Genomic DNA, 16,245 nt, shown 5'->3' on the forward strand with positions numbered 1-16,245 from the left:
CAAATAAGGACAATTGAGAAAGCATGAAGCTGATAAGACTGTGGAGAGTTTGCCTGCTAGCGATGGTATTGGCTGGGTGTTCCGGTTCATCGCCGGAAAAAATCAGCCAGCCAGCGGCAGGGCAGACGCGTTTACAACTGGGTTTAGAGTATTTGGCGCAAGGTGATCTTAATGCTGCGCGGCTGAATCTTGAGAAGGCTGTAGAGGCGGATCCGCAGGATTATCGCGCTCAATTGGGCATGGCATTTTATGAGCAGCGTATCGGCGAAAATAATGCGGCAGAGCAGCGTTATCAGCAGGCGATGAAACTGGCACCTGGAAATGGCACTGTACTGAATAATTACGGTGCGTTTCTGTGTAGTTTAGGGCAGTATGTACCGGCCCAACAACAGTTTAGCGCAGCAGCGCTGTTACCAGATTACGGGCAGGTTGCCGATAGTCTGGAAAACGCCGGATATTGCTTTTTACGGGCCAACCAAAATGATCAGGCAAAAGTATTGTTGAGCCGAGCATTGAAGTATGACCCAGATAAAGGTGAGTCGCTGCTTGCAGAAGCTGAAAGGCATTTTGGAGAAGGGAATCGCGCTCAGGCGCAACTATTACTGGATGTTTACCAACATACGCTACCAGCCAGTGCTGAAAGTTTATGGTTACAAATTCGTTTCGCCGCGCTAGCAGGCCGTCAAGATAGTGTTCAACGCTATGGCAAGCAGCTTGCGCGAAGTTTTCCACAATCCAAACAGTACCAGCATTTTCTAGCTAATGAATACTGAAGCCTCCCAAGATCAAACTGTTCCAGAGACGACAGGTGTGCGCCTGCGTCAAGCCCGTGAAGCACTCGGGTTCACTCAGCAGACAGTTGCAGAACGTCTGTGTCTGAAAGTATCCACAATCCGTGATATTGAGGAGGATAAAGCACAAGCTAATCTCGCCTCGACATTCCACCGTGGTTACATTCGTTCTTACGCCAAACTGGTTCATCTTCCTGAAGATGAGCTGTTGCCAATGCTAGAAAAACAAGCGCCTGTCCGAGCGACGAAAGTCGCCCCAATGCAGAGTTTTTCATTGGGTAAAAAGCATAAAAAACGTGATGGCTGGTTGATGACGTTCACCTGGCTAATTGTGTTGGTTGTGTTAGGGCTGACTGGTGCATGGTGGTGGCAAAATCATCAAGCACAACAAGCTGAAATTGCGACTATGGCAGATCAGTCGTCTGCCCAACTGTCGCAAAATGGTGGGCAAAGTGTGCCGTTGGCTGATGAGAATAGTGATCCTACAGCGTCCTCGGATGCTCAGGCACCTATTAGCAGCGAGCCAACTTCTACAGCAACGAATTCTGCGCCTACGGTAAACAGTACAGCACCAACCGATATGGCTAATAACAGTGTCGAGACTCCTCCTCAGGGAACCGCACCAGCAGATTCCGTTGTTGTTTCCCCAAGTCAGGCTCCGCTGCCTGATGTTTCTACTGCGCAATCACCATTACCGACAGCAGATGCTGGCGTAAATGGTGCCGCATTGTCGGCGGGTTCATTAGTCATGAACTTTACCGCTGACTGCTGGTTACAGGTTGTTGATGCCAGTGGAAAAACGCTGTTTAGCGGTATCCAGAAAGGAGGGGCTACCCTCAATCTATCGGGTAAATCGCCTTATAAGCTGACCATTGGTGCACCAAGTGCGCTGACGATTACTTATCAGGGGAATCCAGTAGATTTAAGTAAATTTATTAAGGCTAATCGCGTAGCCCGCCTGACTGTCGGTGTAGAGTAATATTGTGGTCTTGACAAGCTACAGGGTGGTTCAAACAGACAACCCCTGTAGTTTTGCAAGACTGCTCTGTTGTATAAACTACACGACTGTAAAGGAGAGTGTGTAATGCATAACGAATCCCCAATTATTCGACGTAAATCGACTCGGATTTACGTCGGTAAAGTGCCGATTGGTGATGGTGCGCCGATTGCTGTGCAATCGATGACCAATACTAAAACCACAGATGTTGATGCAACCGTTGCCCAAATCAGAGCCTTGGAACGTGTTGGTGTGGATATCGTACGTGTCTCAGTCCCGACAATGGATGCGGCTGAAGCATTTAAGTTGATCAAACAGCAGTCTAATGTGCCGCTGGTTGCTGATATTCATTTTGACTACCGTATTGCCCTTAAAGTCGCTGAATACGGTGTTGATTGCTTGCGAATTAACCCCGGTAATATTGGTAACGAATCCCGTATTCGGGAGGTGGTTGCCAGCGCTCGTGATCACAATATCCCTATTCGTATTGGTATCAACGGTGGCTCGCTGGAGAAAGATATTCAGGAGAAATACGGAGAGCCTACAGCGGAAGCACTGCTTGAATCCGCGATGCGCCATGTCGATATTCTCGACCGCCTTAATTTTGATCAGTTTAAGGTCAGTGTGAAAGCCTCCGATGTTTTCTTGGCCGTAAACTCTTATCGCCTGTTAGCGAAGCAAATTAACAACCCGCTGCATTTAGGGATCACTGAAGCCGGTGGTGCGCGTAGTGGTTCTGTGAAATCGGCGATTGGGTTAGGTTTACTGTTGTCAGAAGGGATTGGAGATACATTGCGTATCTCATTGGCGGCGGACCCTGTCGAGGAAGTCAAAGTTGGTTTCGATATTCTGAAATCACTGCGCATTCGTGCCCGCGGGATTAATTTTATTGCTTGTCCAACCTGCTCTCGTCAGGAGTTCGATGTTATCGGCACGGTGAATGCGCTGGAACAACGGCTGGAAGATCTAATTACCCCTATGGACGTTTCTATCATTGGCTGTGTCGTCAACGGGCCGGGTGAGGCATTAGTATCGACTATTGGTGTGACCGGTGCTCGTAATCAAAGTGGTTTCTACGAAGACGGTGTTCGGCAAAGAGAACGCTTTGATAACAAAGAGATGATTGACCAGTTGGAAGCAAAGATTCGCGCCAAAGCTTCAATACTTGATGCTAATAATCGTATTGCTATCAATCAACTGGATGATAAATAAGCGTTATAAGCTATGCAATATTAGCCAGTCAGTAAAAGTGGGCTAGCCTCACTTTATTATTGCGCCGGTAGAGGCAACAAATTGTCGCCATTGAATAAATAGGTGGCAAGCCTCTATAATCGACTTTATTTTTTGCACTATGCCCAGTCTTACTGGGGTTGCTGCTGATGATGCAGCCACTTCATGTTAGATAGGGACAAAACTACAGAGAACAGACGTGGCAAAGAACATTCAAGCCATTCGTGGTATGAACGACTACCTGCCAGCCGATACGGCGATATGGCAGCGCATTGAAAGCATCTTGAAACAAGTGCTTGCAGGCTACGGTTACAGCGAAATTCGCATGCCGATTGTAGAGCAGACCCCGTTATTCAAACGCGCTATTGGTGAAGTCACCGACGTGGTTGAAAAAGAGATGTATACCTTTGACGATCGCAATGGCGAAAGTCTGACTCTGCGTCCGGAAGGCACCGCAGGGTGTGTGCGTGCTGGGATTGAACATGGTCTGCTGTACAATCAGGAACAACGTTTGTGGTACATCGGCCCCATGTTCCGCTACGAGCGCCCGCAAAAAGGACGCTATCGCCAGTTCCATCAATTAGGCGCTGAAGTTTTTGGTCTGCAAGGGCCAGATATTGATGCAGAATTGATTTTGCTGACAGCCCGTTGGTGGCGTGCGTTGGGTATATCAGAACATGTACAGCTTGAACTCAACTCCATTGGATCCTTAGATGCTCGGGCAGATTACCGCGAAGCATTAGTGACGTTTTTGGAGCAACACATTGAGGTGTTGGACGAGGATTGTAAGCGCCGTATGTACAGCAACCCATTGCGCGTATTGGACTCCAAAAATCCTGACGTGCAACAACTGCTCAATGACGCGCCTAAGCTATCTGACTATTTAGATGAAGAGTCAAAACAACATTTTGCCGGTTTGTGTGAACTTTTAGACAAGGCCAGCATCCCATATACCGTTAATGAACGTTTAGTGCGTGGCTTGGATTATTACAACCGCACAGTATTTGAGTGGGTGACGAGCAGCTTAGGCGCACAAGGCACCGTCTGTGCCGGTGGGCGTTACGATGGTTTGGTTGAACAATTAGGTGGTCGTGCTACGCCTGCTGTAGGGTTTGCTATGGGGCTAGAGCGTTTAGTCCTACTGGTACAGGCAGTCAACGCTGATTTCCAAGTACCTGCAACGGTTGATGTGTATGTCATCTCGTCAGGGCAAAATACGCAAAGTGCCGCGATGCTGCTTGCTGAAGATTTGCGTGATGCTATGCCAGCGCTGAAGTTAATGACCAATTACGGCGGTGGTAATGTCAAAAAGCAATTTACCCGTGCTGATAAGTGGGGAGCCCGTGTTGCATTAATGCTTGGCGAAAGCGAAGTAGCCGCACAGAAAGTAGTGGTAAAAGATTTGCGGAATGGTGAACAAGAAACGCTGGCGCAAGCAGATGTAGCTGCGCGTCTGGCTTTGATGCTGGGTTAAGGAGAGAGACACCGTGGAAGTCTATACCACTGAAAATGAGCAGGTTGATGCAGTGCGCCGTTTCTTTATTGAGAACGGTAAAGCGCTGGCTGTGGGTGTAGTGCTCGGGATTGGTGCATTAGTAGGTTGGCGTTACTGGCAGGGTCATGAGACCACTGCGATGGCTGACGCTGCCTCTGCTTATCAGCAAGCCAGTGATGCGTTGTCAGCCAATAGCGCTGATGGTGTTGCACTTGCTGAAAAGTTTGTACAGAGCAATACCAATAACTATGGCGTACTTGCCGGACTCGAACTGGCGCATCATTTCGTTGAGCAAAATCAATTTGATAAGGCAGCACAGCAACTGACTCAGGCACTGGGTCAGACCAAAGATGAAAACCTGCTGTCACTGATTAATTTGCGTCTTGCTCGTTTGCAACTGCAATTGAAAAAACCAGACGAAGCGCTGAAAACTTTGGATGCAGTCCAAGGTGATGGCTGGTCTGCAATGGCTCAAGATGTTCGTGGCGATGCGTTATTAAGTAAAGGTGACATCCCTGGTGCTCGGGCTGCTTACACTAAAGGCATCGAATCCAATGCTTCTCAGGCGCTGCAAGCTTTGCTGCGCATGAAATTGAATAATTTGTCCAGCTAAGGGGTATTCCCATGCAATTGCGTAAAACACTCTTAGTAGGACTTGTCTCTGTTGCCCTATTGAGCGGTTGTTCGCTGTTTAACAGTGAAGAAGATGTGGTGACCATGTCGCCATTGCCAAAAGTTGAGAACCAATTCACGCCAACTAAAGTATGGAGTACGTCAGTTGGTGGTGGTGTTGGTGATTATTACTCTCATTTGCGCCCAGCTTGGCAGGGGACAACCGTCTTCGCCGCTGACCGTAAAGGCTTGGTGAAAGCCATGGATGCAGACACCGGTAAGCAAATCTGGCAAACCGATCTGTCGGAGAAAACCAACTTCCTCACCAGTAATCGATCAGCAATGCTCTCGGGTGGCGTAACAGCCTCTGGCGCACATGTGTATGTCGGTAGCGAGAAAGCGGTGGTTTATGCCCTTAATTCTGACGATGGTCAGGTTGCTTGGCAAACCGTGGTGGCGGGTGAAGCTTTATCCCGTCCAGTTGTCAGCGATGGTGTGGTACTGATTCACACTTCAAATGGTATGCTGCAAGCGCTAAATGAGTCTGACGGTGCGATTAAGTGGACACTCAATCTTGATACGCCGGCATTGTCTCTGCGGGGCGAATCTGCACCGGCTGTGGCATTTGGTGCAGCGATTGTTGGTGGTGATAATGGCCGCGTCAGTGCAGTGATGATGGAACAAGGCCAATTGATCTGGCAGCAGCGTATTTCTCAAGTGACAGGCACCACTGAAATTGACCGTCTAAATGATGTCGATACGACACCGGTTGTGGTTGATGGTGTGGTCTATGCACTAGCCTACAACGGCAACTTGACCGCACTGGATCTGCGTTCTGGCCAGATTATATGGAAACGTGAAATGGGGTCAGTCAACGACATTATTGTTGATGGCGGCCGTATTTATCTGGTCGATCAGAATGACCGAATTGTTGCACTGAAGACTGATGGTGGCATAACCCTTTGGAGCCAAAGCGATTTATTACATCGTAACTTGACTGCTCCAGTGATGTATAATGGCTATCTGGTGGTCGGTGATGCTGAAGGTTATCTGCACTGGGTGAATACGGATGATGGTCGTTTCGTCGCTCAGCAAAGTGTGGACAGCTCTGGTTTCTTAAGTGCGCCAGTGGTTGCCAGCGATAAGCTGTTGGTTCAGGCTAGAGGCGGCACGGTTTACGCGTTTACCCGTTAATTATGATTCAGAGCCTGTTTAACAGGCCAATACCCGAATTCATTGGCGTTACAGCAAAGCAGCAAATGAATGAATGCCGCTAAATCGTTGTAACGTCGAGGACGAAGGATTCAAAGCGGCTCCTGATGATCAGGGGCCGTTTGTATTCTATAAACTGTGCTGTTGAAGGTTTTGTTCAGCGCGGTAACGCTTTGAAAATTAAGTAATGAGGCTTCAACAATGATACCTATCATCGCGCTGGTCGGGCGCCCGAATGTGGGTAAATCCACTTTATTTAACCGCTTAACGCACACCCGTGATGCGTTAGTTGCGGACTTTCCCGGACTTACGCGTGACCGCAAATATGGTCGTGCCGAAGTCGAAGGGCATGAATTTATTGTTATCGATACCGGTGGTATTGATGGCACAGAAGACGGTGTAGAAACCAAAATGGCCGGTCAATCGTTATTGGCGATTGAAGAGGCTGATATTGTGCTGTTTATGGTTGATGCGCGTGCAGGCCTGATGCCTGCGGATCAGGGCATCGCCCAGCATTTACGTAGCCGTGAGAAAGCCACTTTTCTGGTTGCTAACAAAACTGATGGTATTGACCCAGATACCGCTACCGCTGATTTCTATTCATTAGGCTTGGGTGAAGTTCATGCGATCGCAGCTTCCCATGGCCGTGGTGTGACTCAACTGATTGAAGATGTCATGGCACCTTATATGGATGCCGAAGAGCCTGAAGTTGAGTTGACCGATGAAGAGGCAAACGCTGCCTATTGGGCTGCGCAGGAAGCGGATGAAGACGAAATTCCTGAAGACGACGAAGAGGATGATTTTGATCCGCGCAGTCTGCCAATCAAACTGGCTATTGTTGGGCGTCCTAATGTAGGTAAGTCCACACTAACTAACCGTATCCTCGGTGAAGACCGTGTGGTGGTGTATGACTTACCGGGCACCACCCGTGACAGTATTTACATCCCGATGACACGTGATGAGCGTGAATATGTCTTGATCGACACGGCTGGCGTGCGTAAACGCGGTAAAGTCACTGAAACTGTTGAGAAATTCTCGGTTATCAAAACCTTGCAGGCCATCGAGGACTCCAACGTAGTGCTGCTGGTTATTGATGCCCGTGATGGCATATCAGATCAGGATCTGTCGTTGCTAGGCTTCATTCTCAATAGTGGGCGCTCACTTGTTATTGCGGTCAATAAATGGGATGGCATGACAGAAGAAGCACGTACGCAAGTGAAAGATATGCTGGACCTGCGTCTTGGCTTTGTTGACTTTGCCCGTATTCACTTTATTTCTGCATTACACGGCAGTGGCGTTGGCAACCTGTTTGAATCCATCCAAGAAGCTTATGATTGTTCGACTAAGCGAGTCGGGACTTCATTACTGACCCGTATTATGCAAATGGCGGAAGAAGACCATCAGCCACCTTTAGTTCGTGGTCGCCGCGTTAAGCTGAAGTATGCTCATGCGGGTGGTTATAACCCACCGATTGTGGTTATCCACGGCAATCAGGTTACGGATCTAGCTGATTCTTACAAACGCTACCTGATGAATTACTTCCGTCGTTCACTGAAAGTGATGGGTACGCCAATTCGCATTCAGTTTAAAGAGGGTGAGAACCCGTTTGCAGGTAAGCGCAATACCTTAACGCCGAATCAGATGCGTAAGCGTAAACGCTTAATGTCGCACCTGAAAAAAGGTAAGTAACGACAGCAAAGCGCGGATATTCCGCGCTTTTTGTCTATTTAGCGTTGTGTCTTTAATCACCCGCATGGGCGAGCCCCAAAATTAGATTGTGTCACGGTAAACAAAAGGAGTTGAGAGCCAGCTATGTCTTGGGAAACTTGGAGCTTCGCATTTGGTGTCACGGTACCGAACCTACTAATGATGTTACTCGGTGTGCTGTTACGGCGCGGTAGTCTGTTGGATGACCGTTTTTGTGATGGCGCAACTCGCCTGGTTTTCAATCTCGCTCTCCCTTGTCTGCTGTTTTTCAGTATTGCCACCAACAATGTCAGTCTGATGGATAACTTGCCATTGGTTATCTATGGTGCAATTGGAACGCTAGCGACCTTCCTACTGCTTGAATTCTCAGCCAAATGGTTAGTCAAAGACCCAAAAGAGCGCGGGGTTTTCGTGCAGGGTGGTTTTCGGGCGAATACTGCCATTGTCGGCTTAGCTTTCGCGATGACAGCCTATGGCGCCGAAGGTGTTGCTCTGGGTTCAATGTACCTAACGGTCACGGTGATATTGTTTAATATGTTATCGGTGATAACGCTCACCCGCAGCCTACAGTCTGGGCAGGGTGGTAAAATTAGCAAATTATCGTTGCTGCGTAGCATCGTCACTAATCCTTTGATCATTGGGCTATTATGCGGTTTGGCCTATGCCCAGACTCGATTACCGATCCCGACAGTGATTGTGCAGACTGGCGGCTATATTTCCGCATTAGCCCTCCCATTGGCTCTGCTATGTACAGGGGCGAGCCTCGATTGGCAGGCAATGTTCCGTTCGTCTAACGTGGCGGCATTATCATCGGTAGCCAAATTATTCGTGGTCCCTTTTTTGATGACGTTTGGCGGGATACTGATGGGCTTTCGCGGGGCGACGCTTGGGATTATTTTCCTCTTTTCTGCCACGCCAACCGCCGCGGGTAGTTATGTTATGACCCGTGCAATGGGAGGCAATGCCACCTTAGCCGCGAATATCATTGCGCTGACGACTGTCGGATCTTTCTTCACCACGGCACTGGGGATTTATTTCTTACGGTCGATGGGTGTGATGTGATTTTTTAATGCAAGTGCAGGAGTGAAATGATGGAAGCGTTATGTCCGGTTTGCCAAAAAGTGATGGGTGAAGTCAGTGGTCACTTTCATTGCAGTCACTGCCAGGGCAACTATCAGCAGCAGGCAGAGTGCCCTGAATGCGGCAAGCCTCTGCAAGTGCTGAAAGCCTGCGGTGCGGTAGATTATTTTTGCCAGCAGGGCCACGGGCTGATTTCGAAAAGCCGTGTTCGTTTTAGTTATCTGCCAATACCCTAATGGCATGGCGATAGGTTAATGATTCAGCACTAATTTTCTGTTGTCTTACGCTGACGGGGCTTTTTCGCCACATTGATTTGGGTGATTTCACTTTCCACCCAACCATCCTGTAGCCGAGTAGTCAGCTTGTCACCGGTATGAACTTGCTTGGTGGTCTTGAGCAGTGCACCTGCAGGGGTTTGTGTCACGCTGTAGCCGCGAGCCAAAGTCGCTAATGGGCTAACTGTCTCCAGTTGCGAACAGGCGATACCAAAGCGCTGACGATAGTCATTGAGTTGGCGCTCCAATGCTTGACGCAAACGGTATTCCTGTTGTTGTACCCGCTGACTATAACGGTGAATTTGTCCTTGCGGTTGAGCTTGAACCAAACGCTGTTGGAGCCGTTCGGTACGTTTGCCCAATAAACGAATTTGTGTCTGCGCACTCTCTGCTAGGCGACGTTGCAGCTTCAGCAGCAGCGTTTGCTGACGTGCTAAACGCAAATGGGGATGTTGTTGCTGCAAACGATGTTCGAGGCGAGTGAATTGCTGGCTACGTTGTGCCAGATAGTAATCCATCGCCATTTCCATTCTTTGTTGCTGCCCTTGTATTTGCCTGACCAGTTCAAGCTGGTTACGGCTGACTAACTCAGCAGCGGCAGAAGGGGTTGGGGCGCGTAAGTCGGCAACAAAATCAGCGATAGTGACATCGGTTTCATGGCCGACTGCGCTGACAATAGGAATGCGACTGCTAAAGATGGCGCGAGCAACTCGCTCATCGTTAAAACTCCACAAATCCTCCAGAGAGCCACCACCACGCCCGACAATCAAGACATCGCATTCGCCCCGCAGGTTAGCGAGTTGAATGGCGCGGACTATCTGCATTGGCGCATCAGCACCTTGTACCGCTGTTGGGTAAATAATCACCGGCAGTGAAGGGTCACGGCGTTGCAACACCTGTAACACGTCGTGTAACGCCGCGCCACTGGATGAGGTAATGACCCCGACTTGTTTGGCAGGGCTGGGGAGGGGGTGCTTAATGCTAGGGTCAAATAGCCCTTCTGCGGCCAGTTTTTGCTTCAACTGCTCAAATTGCTGTTGCAACAATCCGTCACCGGCAGGCTGCATACTTTCGGCAATTAACTGATAGTCACCACGGGGCTCATAAAGCGTAATCGATGCCCTGACCAAAACTTGTTGGCCATTTTGTGGGTGAAAAGTGGTACGGCGGTTGGTATTGCGAAACATCGCACAACGCACCTGTGCCCGATCATCTTTCAGGGTGAAATACCAGTGGCCGGAAGAGGGCTGAGAGAAATTAGAAATCTCAGCAGTGAGCCAAATCTGGCCCATTTCCATTTCCAGCAGCTGTCGCACCGTCTGATTTAGGCGGCTGACGGTAAAAATTGTTGAGGCAGAGGATTGTGACATGTGACCTAGATCAAATTTTAAAACAAGCACTTAATTGATCGATATTACCTACCTGAAACCGGTTGGCAAGAAATATTCTGAAAAAGTACTGGAGGCAAACGGTTACGCTCTGTAGAATGCCACGGCAATATTTTATCTTTTCACATTCACCTTGGTGAGATATTGCCCATGCTACGTATCGCGAAAGAAGCTCTAACGTTTGACGACGTCCTCTTGGTTCCAGCCCACTCCACAGTACTGCCTAATACGGCGGAACTTGGCACTCAACTGACTGCAACTATCCGCCTAAATATTCCTATGCTCTCTGCAGCCATGGATACCGTTACCGAAGCTCGCTTGGCCATTGCATTGGCACAAGAAGGCGGTTTAGGTTTCATCCACAAAAATATGTCCATTGAGCGCCAGGCTGAAGAAGTTAGCCGGGTCAAAAAGCACGAAAGTGGTGTTGTGACCGAACCACAAACGGTGACACCAACGACGACGCTACGCCAAGTTAAGGAACTGACCGCCCGTAATGGTTTCGCCGGTTATCCGGTCGTGACCGAAGATTATGAGTTGGTTGGGATCATCACTGGCCGTGACGTTCGTTTCGTCACCGATTTGGATCAACCCGTGACGGCGGTGATGACACCAAAAGAGCGGTTGGTTACTGTCAGGGAAGGCGAAGCGCGCGAAGTTGTGCTGCAAAAAATGCATGAAAAACGCGTAGAAAAAGCATTGGTGGTTGATGATAGCTTCCACTTACGCGGCATGATCACCGTGAAAGACTTCCAAAAAGCAGAACGCAAGCCAAACGCCTGTAAAGACGAACATGGTCGCTTACGTGTTGGCGCTGCAGTCGGGGCCGGTGCAGGTAACGAAGAGCGTGTAGATGCTTTAGTGGCTGCGGGTGTTGATGTCTTGCTGATTGACTCATCTCATGGTCACTCCGAAGGCGTGTTACAGCGTATACGTGAAACGCGAGCTAAATATCCAAACCTACAAATCGTCGGCGGTAACGTTGCGACAGGTGCTGGTGCGAAGGCGCTGGCTGATGCTGGCGTGAGCGCGGTTAAAGTGGGTATCGGCCCTGGTTCTATCTGTACTACCCGTATTGTGACCGGTGTTGGTGTGCCACAGATCACGGCGATTGCCGATGCAGTCGAAGCCTTGGAAGGCACCGGTATTCCGGTGATTGCTGATGGCGGTATTCGTTTCTCTGGTGATATCGCGAAAGCCATCGCGGCTGGCGCGGCATGTGTCATGGTCGGATCTATGTTGGCCGGAACCGAAGAGTCTCCAGGCGAAATCGAACTGTATCAAGGCCGTTCGTTTAAATCTTACCGTGGTATGGGGTCACTGGGCGCGATGTCCAAAGGCTCTTCAGACCGTTACTTCCAGACCGATAATGCTGCCGATAAATTAGTGCCGGAAGGCATTGAAGGGCGTGTGGCTTACAAAGGTCTGCTTAAAGAGATTGTGCATCAACAAATGGGTGGCCTGCGTTCATGTATGGGGCTGACTGGCTGTGGCACTATCAATGAATTGCGTACCAAAGCTGAGTTTGTTCGTATCAGTGGCGCAGGTATTCAAGAAAGCCATGTGCATGATGTGACCATTACTAAAGAGTCACCGAACTACCGTATGGGCTAATGCCTAAGGTTGAACCGGTGAGTTTGATTTTCGTCCGCTGTGCATGCTATACAGCGGGCGTTAATTCAATTCTTGGTCCCGCCGACTGGAATGCTATCAGTTATTTATTTTTATTAAAAACCCTTGGAATACGCCGCACATGACAAAAAATATCCATAAACATCGCATTCTTATTCTTGATTTCGGCTCGCAATACACCCAACTGGTGGCACGCCGCGTTCGTGAAATTGGTGTCTATTGTGAATTATGGGCGTGGGACGTAACCGAAGCCCAAATCCGTGACTTTAATCCAAGCGGTATTATCCTCTCCGGCGGCCCTGAAAGCACCACAGAACACGACAGCCCACGAGCGCCTGATTATGTGTTCACTGCGGGTGTGCCAGTATTGGGTGTGTGTTACGGCATGCAAACCATGGCCATGCAGTTGGGCGGCAAAGTTGAAGGGTCAAATCAGCGTGAATTTGGTTATGCGCAGGTTGAAATTAAAACGGATAGTGCACTTATCCGTGATATTAAAGATGCCATCAATCCGGCTGGTGAAGCTGTTCTCGATGTGTGGATGAGCCATGGTGATAAAGTCACTGCTATTCCATCCGATTTCGTGACGGTTGCCAGTACCGATACTTGCCCGTTTGCCATTATGGCCAACGAAGAAAAGCATTTTTATGGCGTGCAGTTCCACCCAGAAGTCACGCATACCAAGCAAGGCCAACGTCTGCTTGAGCGCTTTGTTCTCGATATCTGTGCCTGCGAAGCACTGTGGACGCCGGCAACGATTATCGAAGATGCGATTGTCCGCTTGCGTGAACAAATCGGTGAAGACCATGTGATCCTCGGCTTGTCCGGCGGTGTTGATTCATCTGTGACCGCAATGCTGCTGCACCGTGCGATCGGTAAGCGCCTGACTTGTGTGTTTGTCGATAACGGCCTGCTGCGCTTAAACGAAGCGGATCAAGTGCTGGAAATGTTCGGCGATAAATTTGGCCTGAATATTGTTCATGTTGCAGCAGAAGATCGTTTCCTTGCCGCACTGGCGGGCGTGGACGAGCCTGAAGCAAAACGCAAAATCATTGGTCGCGTGTTTGTTGAGCTTTTCGACGAAGAAGCTTGCAAGCAAGAGCAAGTTAAGTGGTTGGCACAGGGTACGATTTATCCAGACGTGATTGAATCAGCTGCATCTGCTACCGGTAAGGCGCATGTGATTAAGTCGCACCACAATGTGGGCGGCTTGCCGAAAGAAATGAAACTTGGGCTGGTAGAGCCACTGAAAGAATTATTTAAAGATGAAGTGCGTAAAATCGGTCTGGAATTGGGCTTGCCGTATGACATGCTGTACCGTCATCCATTCCCAGGTCCTGGCTTAGGTGTCCGCGTCCTTGGCGAAGTGAAAAAAGAGTATTGCGATTTACTGCGCCGCGCCGATGCTATCTTTATCGAAGAGCTGCACAAAGCGGACCTCTACAATAAGGTCAGCCAAGCCTTTACCGTGTTCCTGCCTGTTCGTTCTGTCGGCGTGATGGGTGATGGCCGTAAATATGATTGGGTTGTTTCGCTGCGTGCGGTTGAAACCATTGATTTTATGACAGCTCATTGGGCGCACCTGCCTTATGACTTCTTAGGGCGTGTTTCAAATCGTATCATCAATGAAGTGAATGGCATTTCACGTGTCGTTTACGATATCAGTGGAAAACCCCCTGCGACTATCGAGTGGGAATGATTTCGCGTCTGGCAACAGCCTGCACGTAAAAGTACTAAATATCGCTAAGCCCGCGTAACTGCGGGCTTTTTTGTTTCTTAGCCAAATAATTGGTATCCGCAGGAAATTTGTTAGAGGAGCCCCCTTGAGCTTATTAGAGCTTTTCATTATGCCAATGCATTAAAACGTAGTCGCCGTCGTTGCTCCTGCCAGTAGCAATTGCCACCCACCCCTGTTTTTGATAAAACGCCAACGCTCGCTGGTTTTTTGCCAGACATTTGAGTGAACCGTGGCTGGTAAATAACGCTTGTGCTGCTTGTAATAGGGCTTTGCCTGCCCCGAGATGCTGAGTTTGCGGATCCACAAAGAGGTTATGCAGAAAACTCTCCTGCATAAAAATTGAAGCGAAACCCACGTGCCGATCACCGTCAATGGCGACCAAAATTGTTTCACCTAGCGTAGAACGGTCAAAATCTTCCAAACGAAACTGCTCACCATCCAGCCAACTAAAAGCTTCTTGCCGCGATGCCAGATATAAGGTACGCAGAAAAGGGCGGTCACTTTCCTGATACTGACGAATCTTAATGCTCATGGTTCGATTATACCTCTAAGACACAGCCTGTTAGCGGTCCTGCTTTGCGGTTGTATGAATGCATCATTGATCTTCACGGCCGGAAAAAGCAAATTACGTTCTCGAAAAAAGAGGAAGGCTATTATGGAATATCTACAAAATTAACCCTTGGTAGATTTGCCGTCGCAATGTTCTCTTTTATTGATTATTATTGCTGGCTATCTATAATAAATTTTTGATACGTATCATTGGAAATAATTGGCATGAGTAAATGTTATACTATAAATGATAATATTTCATTTTACCCAGAAAGTGGTACCCTCTTATCCTCTTTGGGTGGTGCTCGCATTAAACTCAACGTGCCAACAGCACAATTACTAGAGGCGTTTGTTAATAGAGTTGGTGTGATAATATCGCAAAGTGATTTGTATTTAATTGCTTGGGGTGATAATGGTGTGAATGTCACACCGAATACTCTGTATCAAAACATTTCATTATTACGTAAAGCATTGCAGGATATCGGGTTGTCTGGTGAAACTATCACGACTGTAAGAGGAAAAGGGTTTATCTTTACAGTCACTAAAGTTGCAGAATGCGAAGTTGAGATTGACCCAACCCCTGAAGATGATGAAATTATTGTCGAGAATATTGCCCCTCAGCAACAAGATAAGAAAATAGTAACCAAAAACAGATATAATATAGTATTGCTATCCGCATCTGTTTTGATTTTATTTAGTGCTGTACTTTATTTTATCCATAAAAGTATTCCTAAGCGTATAATCGACTACCCTAAAAACTTCACATTTTTATCAAAAATTGATGGGTGCAGTATATTCACCAGCACTGATTTGCATAACTTGGAAAGTCAGGAGAAAATTAACACGTTCCTAAGTGGTCAATCATTAGAGTGTAATACTTACCCTTATATTTACTTAAACTATACAATAAGACATCCTACAATATCAGTCATTTCTTGTCAGTTTGAAGTTAATTATAGTAAGAAGAATAATTGTAGAACTGAAATATTCGTCAATCATGGTGGTTTTAATGAAATTAAATACTAAATACATATTACTGATTTTTATATCAGTCATCATGATTGTTTCCGCTATTGCCTATGCTTATTTTTTAGTGGACAATAACAATAAAAAACTAAATTGCCATGGTGTACATTATACGTATAGTAAAAATTTTAACATCAAGTCTAATGTTGAAATAAATCTATATAGCAAAAATGGCTATATGATAATAAATGGAGTTGTTACTAATAATAATATACCCTATCAATTAACTAGGAAGACACTATTTAATATCTCTGATATTGATAATAAAACGGTTCTGACTTTTACTGGCATTGAGATCAGTCTTTCAGACGAAGTGAGCCGAACTGACCTTGAGCAGATGCTACCTAGTTTTATGTCCCAAGTAGGGAGTAATCTCTTGATTTCTATTTATAGGATTAACAATAATAATTATATTATTGAGTCTAATAATGTGGCGAGTTTTCTATGTAATAAGGATTAATTTATTGGGTGTATTGCTTAAATGTCAGCATGTTCTTGACTATTTTAATTAGA

General features: G+C 47.5%; 15 protein-coding genes. 13 read left to right on the forward strand and 2 right to left on the reverse strand.

From position 1 onward, the window contains the following. Positions 1 to 23 precede the first annotated feature (23 nt). The 9 genes from pilW to DA391_RS05795 all read left to right on the forward strand — a co-directional run bounded on the left by pilW (position 24) and on the right by DA391_RS05795 (position 9,360). Complete coding sequence (gene pilW / locus DA391_RS05755; RefSeq protein WP_050081961.1) at positions 24 to 773, forward strand: type IV pilus biogenesis/stability protein PilW; 750 nt, start codon at positions 24 to 26, stop codon at positions 771 to 773. Further along, the gene (gene rodZ, locus DA391_RS05760) at positions 763 to 1,770 is read left to right on the forward strand and encodes a cytoskeleton protein RodZ (protein WP_050286250.1); all 1,008 of its coding nucleotides are present in this window, start codon (positions 763 to 765) and stop codon (positions 1,768 to 1,770) included. The genes pilW and rodZ overlap by 11 nt, the downstream gene beginning before the upstream one ends. A 105-nt stretch (positions 1,771 to 1,875) precedes the next feature. Then, positions 1,876 to 3,000, forward strand: coding sequence for a flavodoxin-dependent (E)-4-hydroxy-3-methylbut-2-enyl-diphosphate synthase (gene ispG / locus DA391_RS05765; protein ID WP_050081957.1), 1,125 nt, complete (start codon positions 1,876 to 1,878; stop codon positions 2,998 to 3,000). A 217-nt stretch (positions 3,001 to 3,217) separates the two neighbouring features. Continuing rightward, a complete protein-coding gene (gene hisS / locus DA391_RS05770; protein ID WP_050286252.1) occupies positions 3,218 to 4,492 on the forward strand; it encodes a histidine--tRNA ligase in 1,275 nt (424 codons plus the stop codon). 13 nt (positions 4,493 to 4,505) lie between these two features. Then, positions 4,506 to 5,126, forward strand: a complete 621-nt coding sequence (locus tag DA391_RS05775) for a YfgM family protein (RefSeq protein ID WP_050081955.1) — start codon at positions 4,506 to 4,508, stop codon at positions 5,124 to 5,126. 11 nt (positions 5,127 to 5,137) lie between these two features. Next, positions 5,138 to 6,319 carry an outer membrane protein assembly factor BamB gene (bamB, locus tag DA391_RS05780; protein WP_019212166.1) on the forward strand — a complete coding sequence of 394 codons (1,182 nt, stop codon included), beginning with the start codon at positions 5,138 to 5,140 and terminating at the stop codon, positions 6,317 to 6,319. 219 nt (positions 6,320 to 6,538) lie between these two features. Next, positions 6,539 to 8,026 (forward strand): ribosome biogenesis GTPase Der, encoded by a 1,488-nt coding sequence (gene der / locus DA391_RS05785; RefSeq protein ID WP_050081953.1) that lies wholly within the window; start codon positions 6,539 to 6,541, stop codon positions 8,024 to 8,026. A gap of 123 nt (positions 8,027 to 8,149) precedes the next feature. Further along, the gene (locus DA391_RS05790; RefSeq protein ID WP_108087442.1) at positions 8,150 to 9,106 is read left to right on the forward strand and encodes an AEC family transporter; all 957 of its coding nucleotides are present in this window, start codon (positions 8,150 to 8,152) and stop codon (positions 9,104 to 9,106) included. Positions 9,107 to 9,135: 29 nt separating this feature from the next. Then, positions 9,136 to 9,360, forward strand: a complete 225-nt coding sequence (locus DA391_RS05795; protein WP_050081950.1) for a zinc ribbon domain-containing protein — start codon at positions 9,136 to 9,138, stop codon at positions 9,358 to 9,360. Between the two features lie 29 nt (positions 9,361 to 9,389). Here DA391_RS05795 and xseA read toward each other — a convergent pair whose 3' ends face one another. Next, positions 9,390 to 10,769, reverse strand: coding sequence for an exodeoxyribonuclease VII large subunit (xseA, locus tag DA391_RS05800; protein ID WP_108087443.1), 1,380 nt, complete (start codon positions 10,767 to 10,769; stop codon positions 9,390 to 9,392). Between the two features lie 168 nt (positions 10,770 to 10,937). Between xseA and guaB the strand changes: the two genes are divergently transcribed. Together guaB and guaA are read left to right on the forward strand one after the other, a co-directional pair. Then, positions 10,938 to 12,401, forward strand: a complete 1,464-nt coding sequence (guaB, locus tag DA391_RS05805) for an IMP dehydrogenase (protein WP_050081946.1) — start codon at positions 10,938 to 10,940, stop codon at positions 12,399 to 12,401. A 139-nt stretch (positions 12,402 to 12,540) separates the two neighbouring features. Then, positions 12,541 to 14,118 carry a glutamine-hydrolyzing GMP synthase gene (guaA, locus tag DA391_RS05810; RefSeq protein ID WP_050879079.1) on the forward strand — a complete coding sequence of 526 codons (1,578 nt, stop codon included), beginning with the start codon at positions 12,541 to 12,543 and terminating at the stop codon, positions 14,116 to 14,118. A gap of 133 nt (positions 14,119 to 14,251) precedes the next feature. Here the strand turns inward: guaA and DA391_RS05815 are convergent, their stop codons facing one another. Next, positions 14,252 to 14,689 (reverse strand): GNAT family N-acetyltransferase, encoded by a 438-nt coding sequence (locus DA391_RS05815; protein WP_108087444.1) that lies wholly within the window; start codon positions 14,687 to 14,689, stop codon positions 14,252 to 14,254. A gap of 242 nt (positions 14,690 to 14,931) precedes the next feature. Here DA391_RS05815 and DA391_RS05820 point away from each other — a divergent pair, with 242 nt between their 5' ends. After that, positions 14,932 to 15,732 carry a winged helix-turn-helix domain-containing protein gene (locus DA391_RS05820; protein ID WP_050081944.1) on the forward strand — a complete coding sequence of 267 codons (801 nt, stop codon included), beginning with the start codon at positions 14,932 to 14,934 and terminating at the stop codon, positions 15,730 to 15,732. Beyond that, positions 15,716 to 16,192 (forward strand): hypothetical protein, encoded by a 477-nt coding sequence (locus DA391_RS05825; protein ID WP_226722787.1) that lies wholly within the window; start codon positions 15,716 to 15,718, stop codon positions 16,190 to 16,192. Before DA391_RS05820 ends, DA391_RS05825 begins: the two co-directional genes overlap by 17 nt. Positions 16,193 to 16,245 lie beyond the last annotated feature (53 nt).

This window comes from Yersinia massiliensis (assembly GCF_003048255.1).
GTDB lineage: Bacteria > Pseudomonadota > Gammaproteobacteria > Enterobacterales > Enterobacteriaceae > Yersinia > Yersinia massiliensis_A.

Coding starts and splice junctions, on each gene's coding strand:
- pilW (WP_050081961.1), top strand. CDS start 24: ATGAAGCTGATAAGACTGTGGAGAGTTTGCCTGCTAGCGATGGTATTG.
- rodZ (WP_050286250.1), top strand. CDS start 763: ATGAATACTGAAGCCTCCCAAGATCAAACTGTTCCAGAGACGACAGGT.
- ispG (WP_050081957.1), top strand. CDS start 1,876: ATGCATAACGAATCCCCAATTATTCGACGTAAATCGACTCGGATTTAC.
- bamB (WP_019212166.1), top strand. CDS start 5,138: ATGCAATTGCGTAAAACACTCTTAGTAGGACTTGTCTCTGTTGCCCTA.
- der (WP_050081953.1), top strand. CDS start 6,539: ATGATACCTATCATCGCGCTGGTCGGGCGCCCGAATGTGGGTAAATCC.
- DA391_RS05790 (WP_108087442.1), top strand. CDS start 8,150: ATGTCTTGGGAAACTTGGAGCTTCGCATTTGGTGTCACGGTACCGAAC.
- DA391_RS05795 (WP_050081950.1), top strand. CDS start 9,136: ATGGAAGCGTTATGTCCGGTTTGCCAAAAAGTGATGGGTGAAGTCAGT.
- xseA (WP_108087443.1), bottom strand. CDS start 10,769: ATGTCACAATCCTCTGCCTCAACAATTTTTACCGTCAGCCGCCTAAAT.
- guaB (WP_050081946.1), top strand. CDS start 10,938: ATGCTACGTATCGCGAAAGAAGCTCTAACGTTTGACGACGTCCTCTTG.
- guaA (WP_050879079.1), top strand. CDS start 12,541: ATGACAAAAAATATCCATAAACATCGCATTCTTATTCTTGATTTCGGC.
- DA391_RS05815 (WP_108087444.1), bottom strand. CDS start 14,689: ATGAGCATTAAGATTCGTCAGTATCAGGAAAGTGACCGCCCTTTTCTG.
- DA391_RS05820 (WP_050081944.1), top strand. CDS start 14,932: ATGAGTAAATGTTATACTATAAATGATAATATTTCATTTTACCCAGAA.
- DA391_RS05825 (WP_226722787.1), top strand. CDS start 15,716: ATGAAATTAAATACTAAATACATATTACTGATTTTTATATCAGTCATC.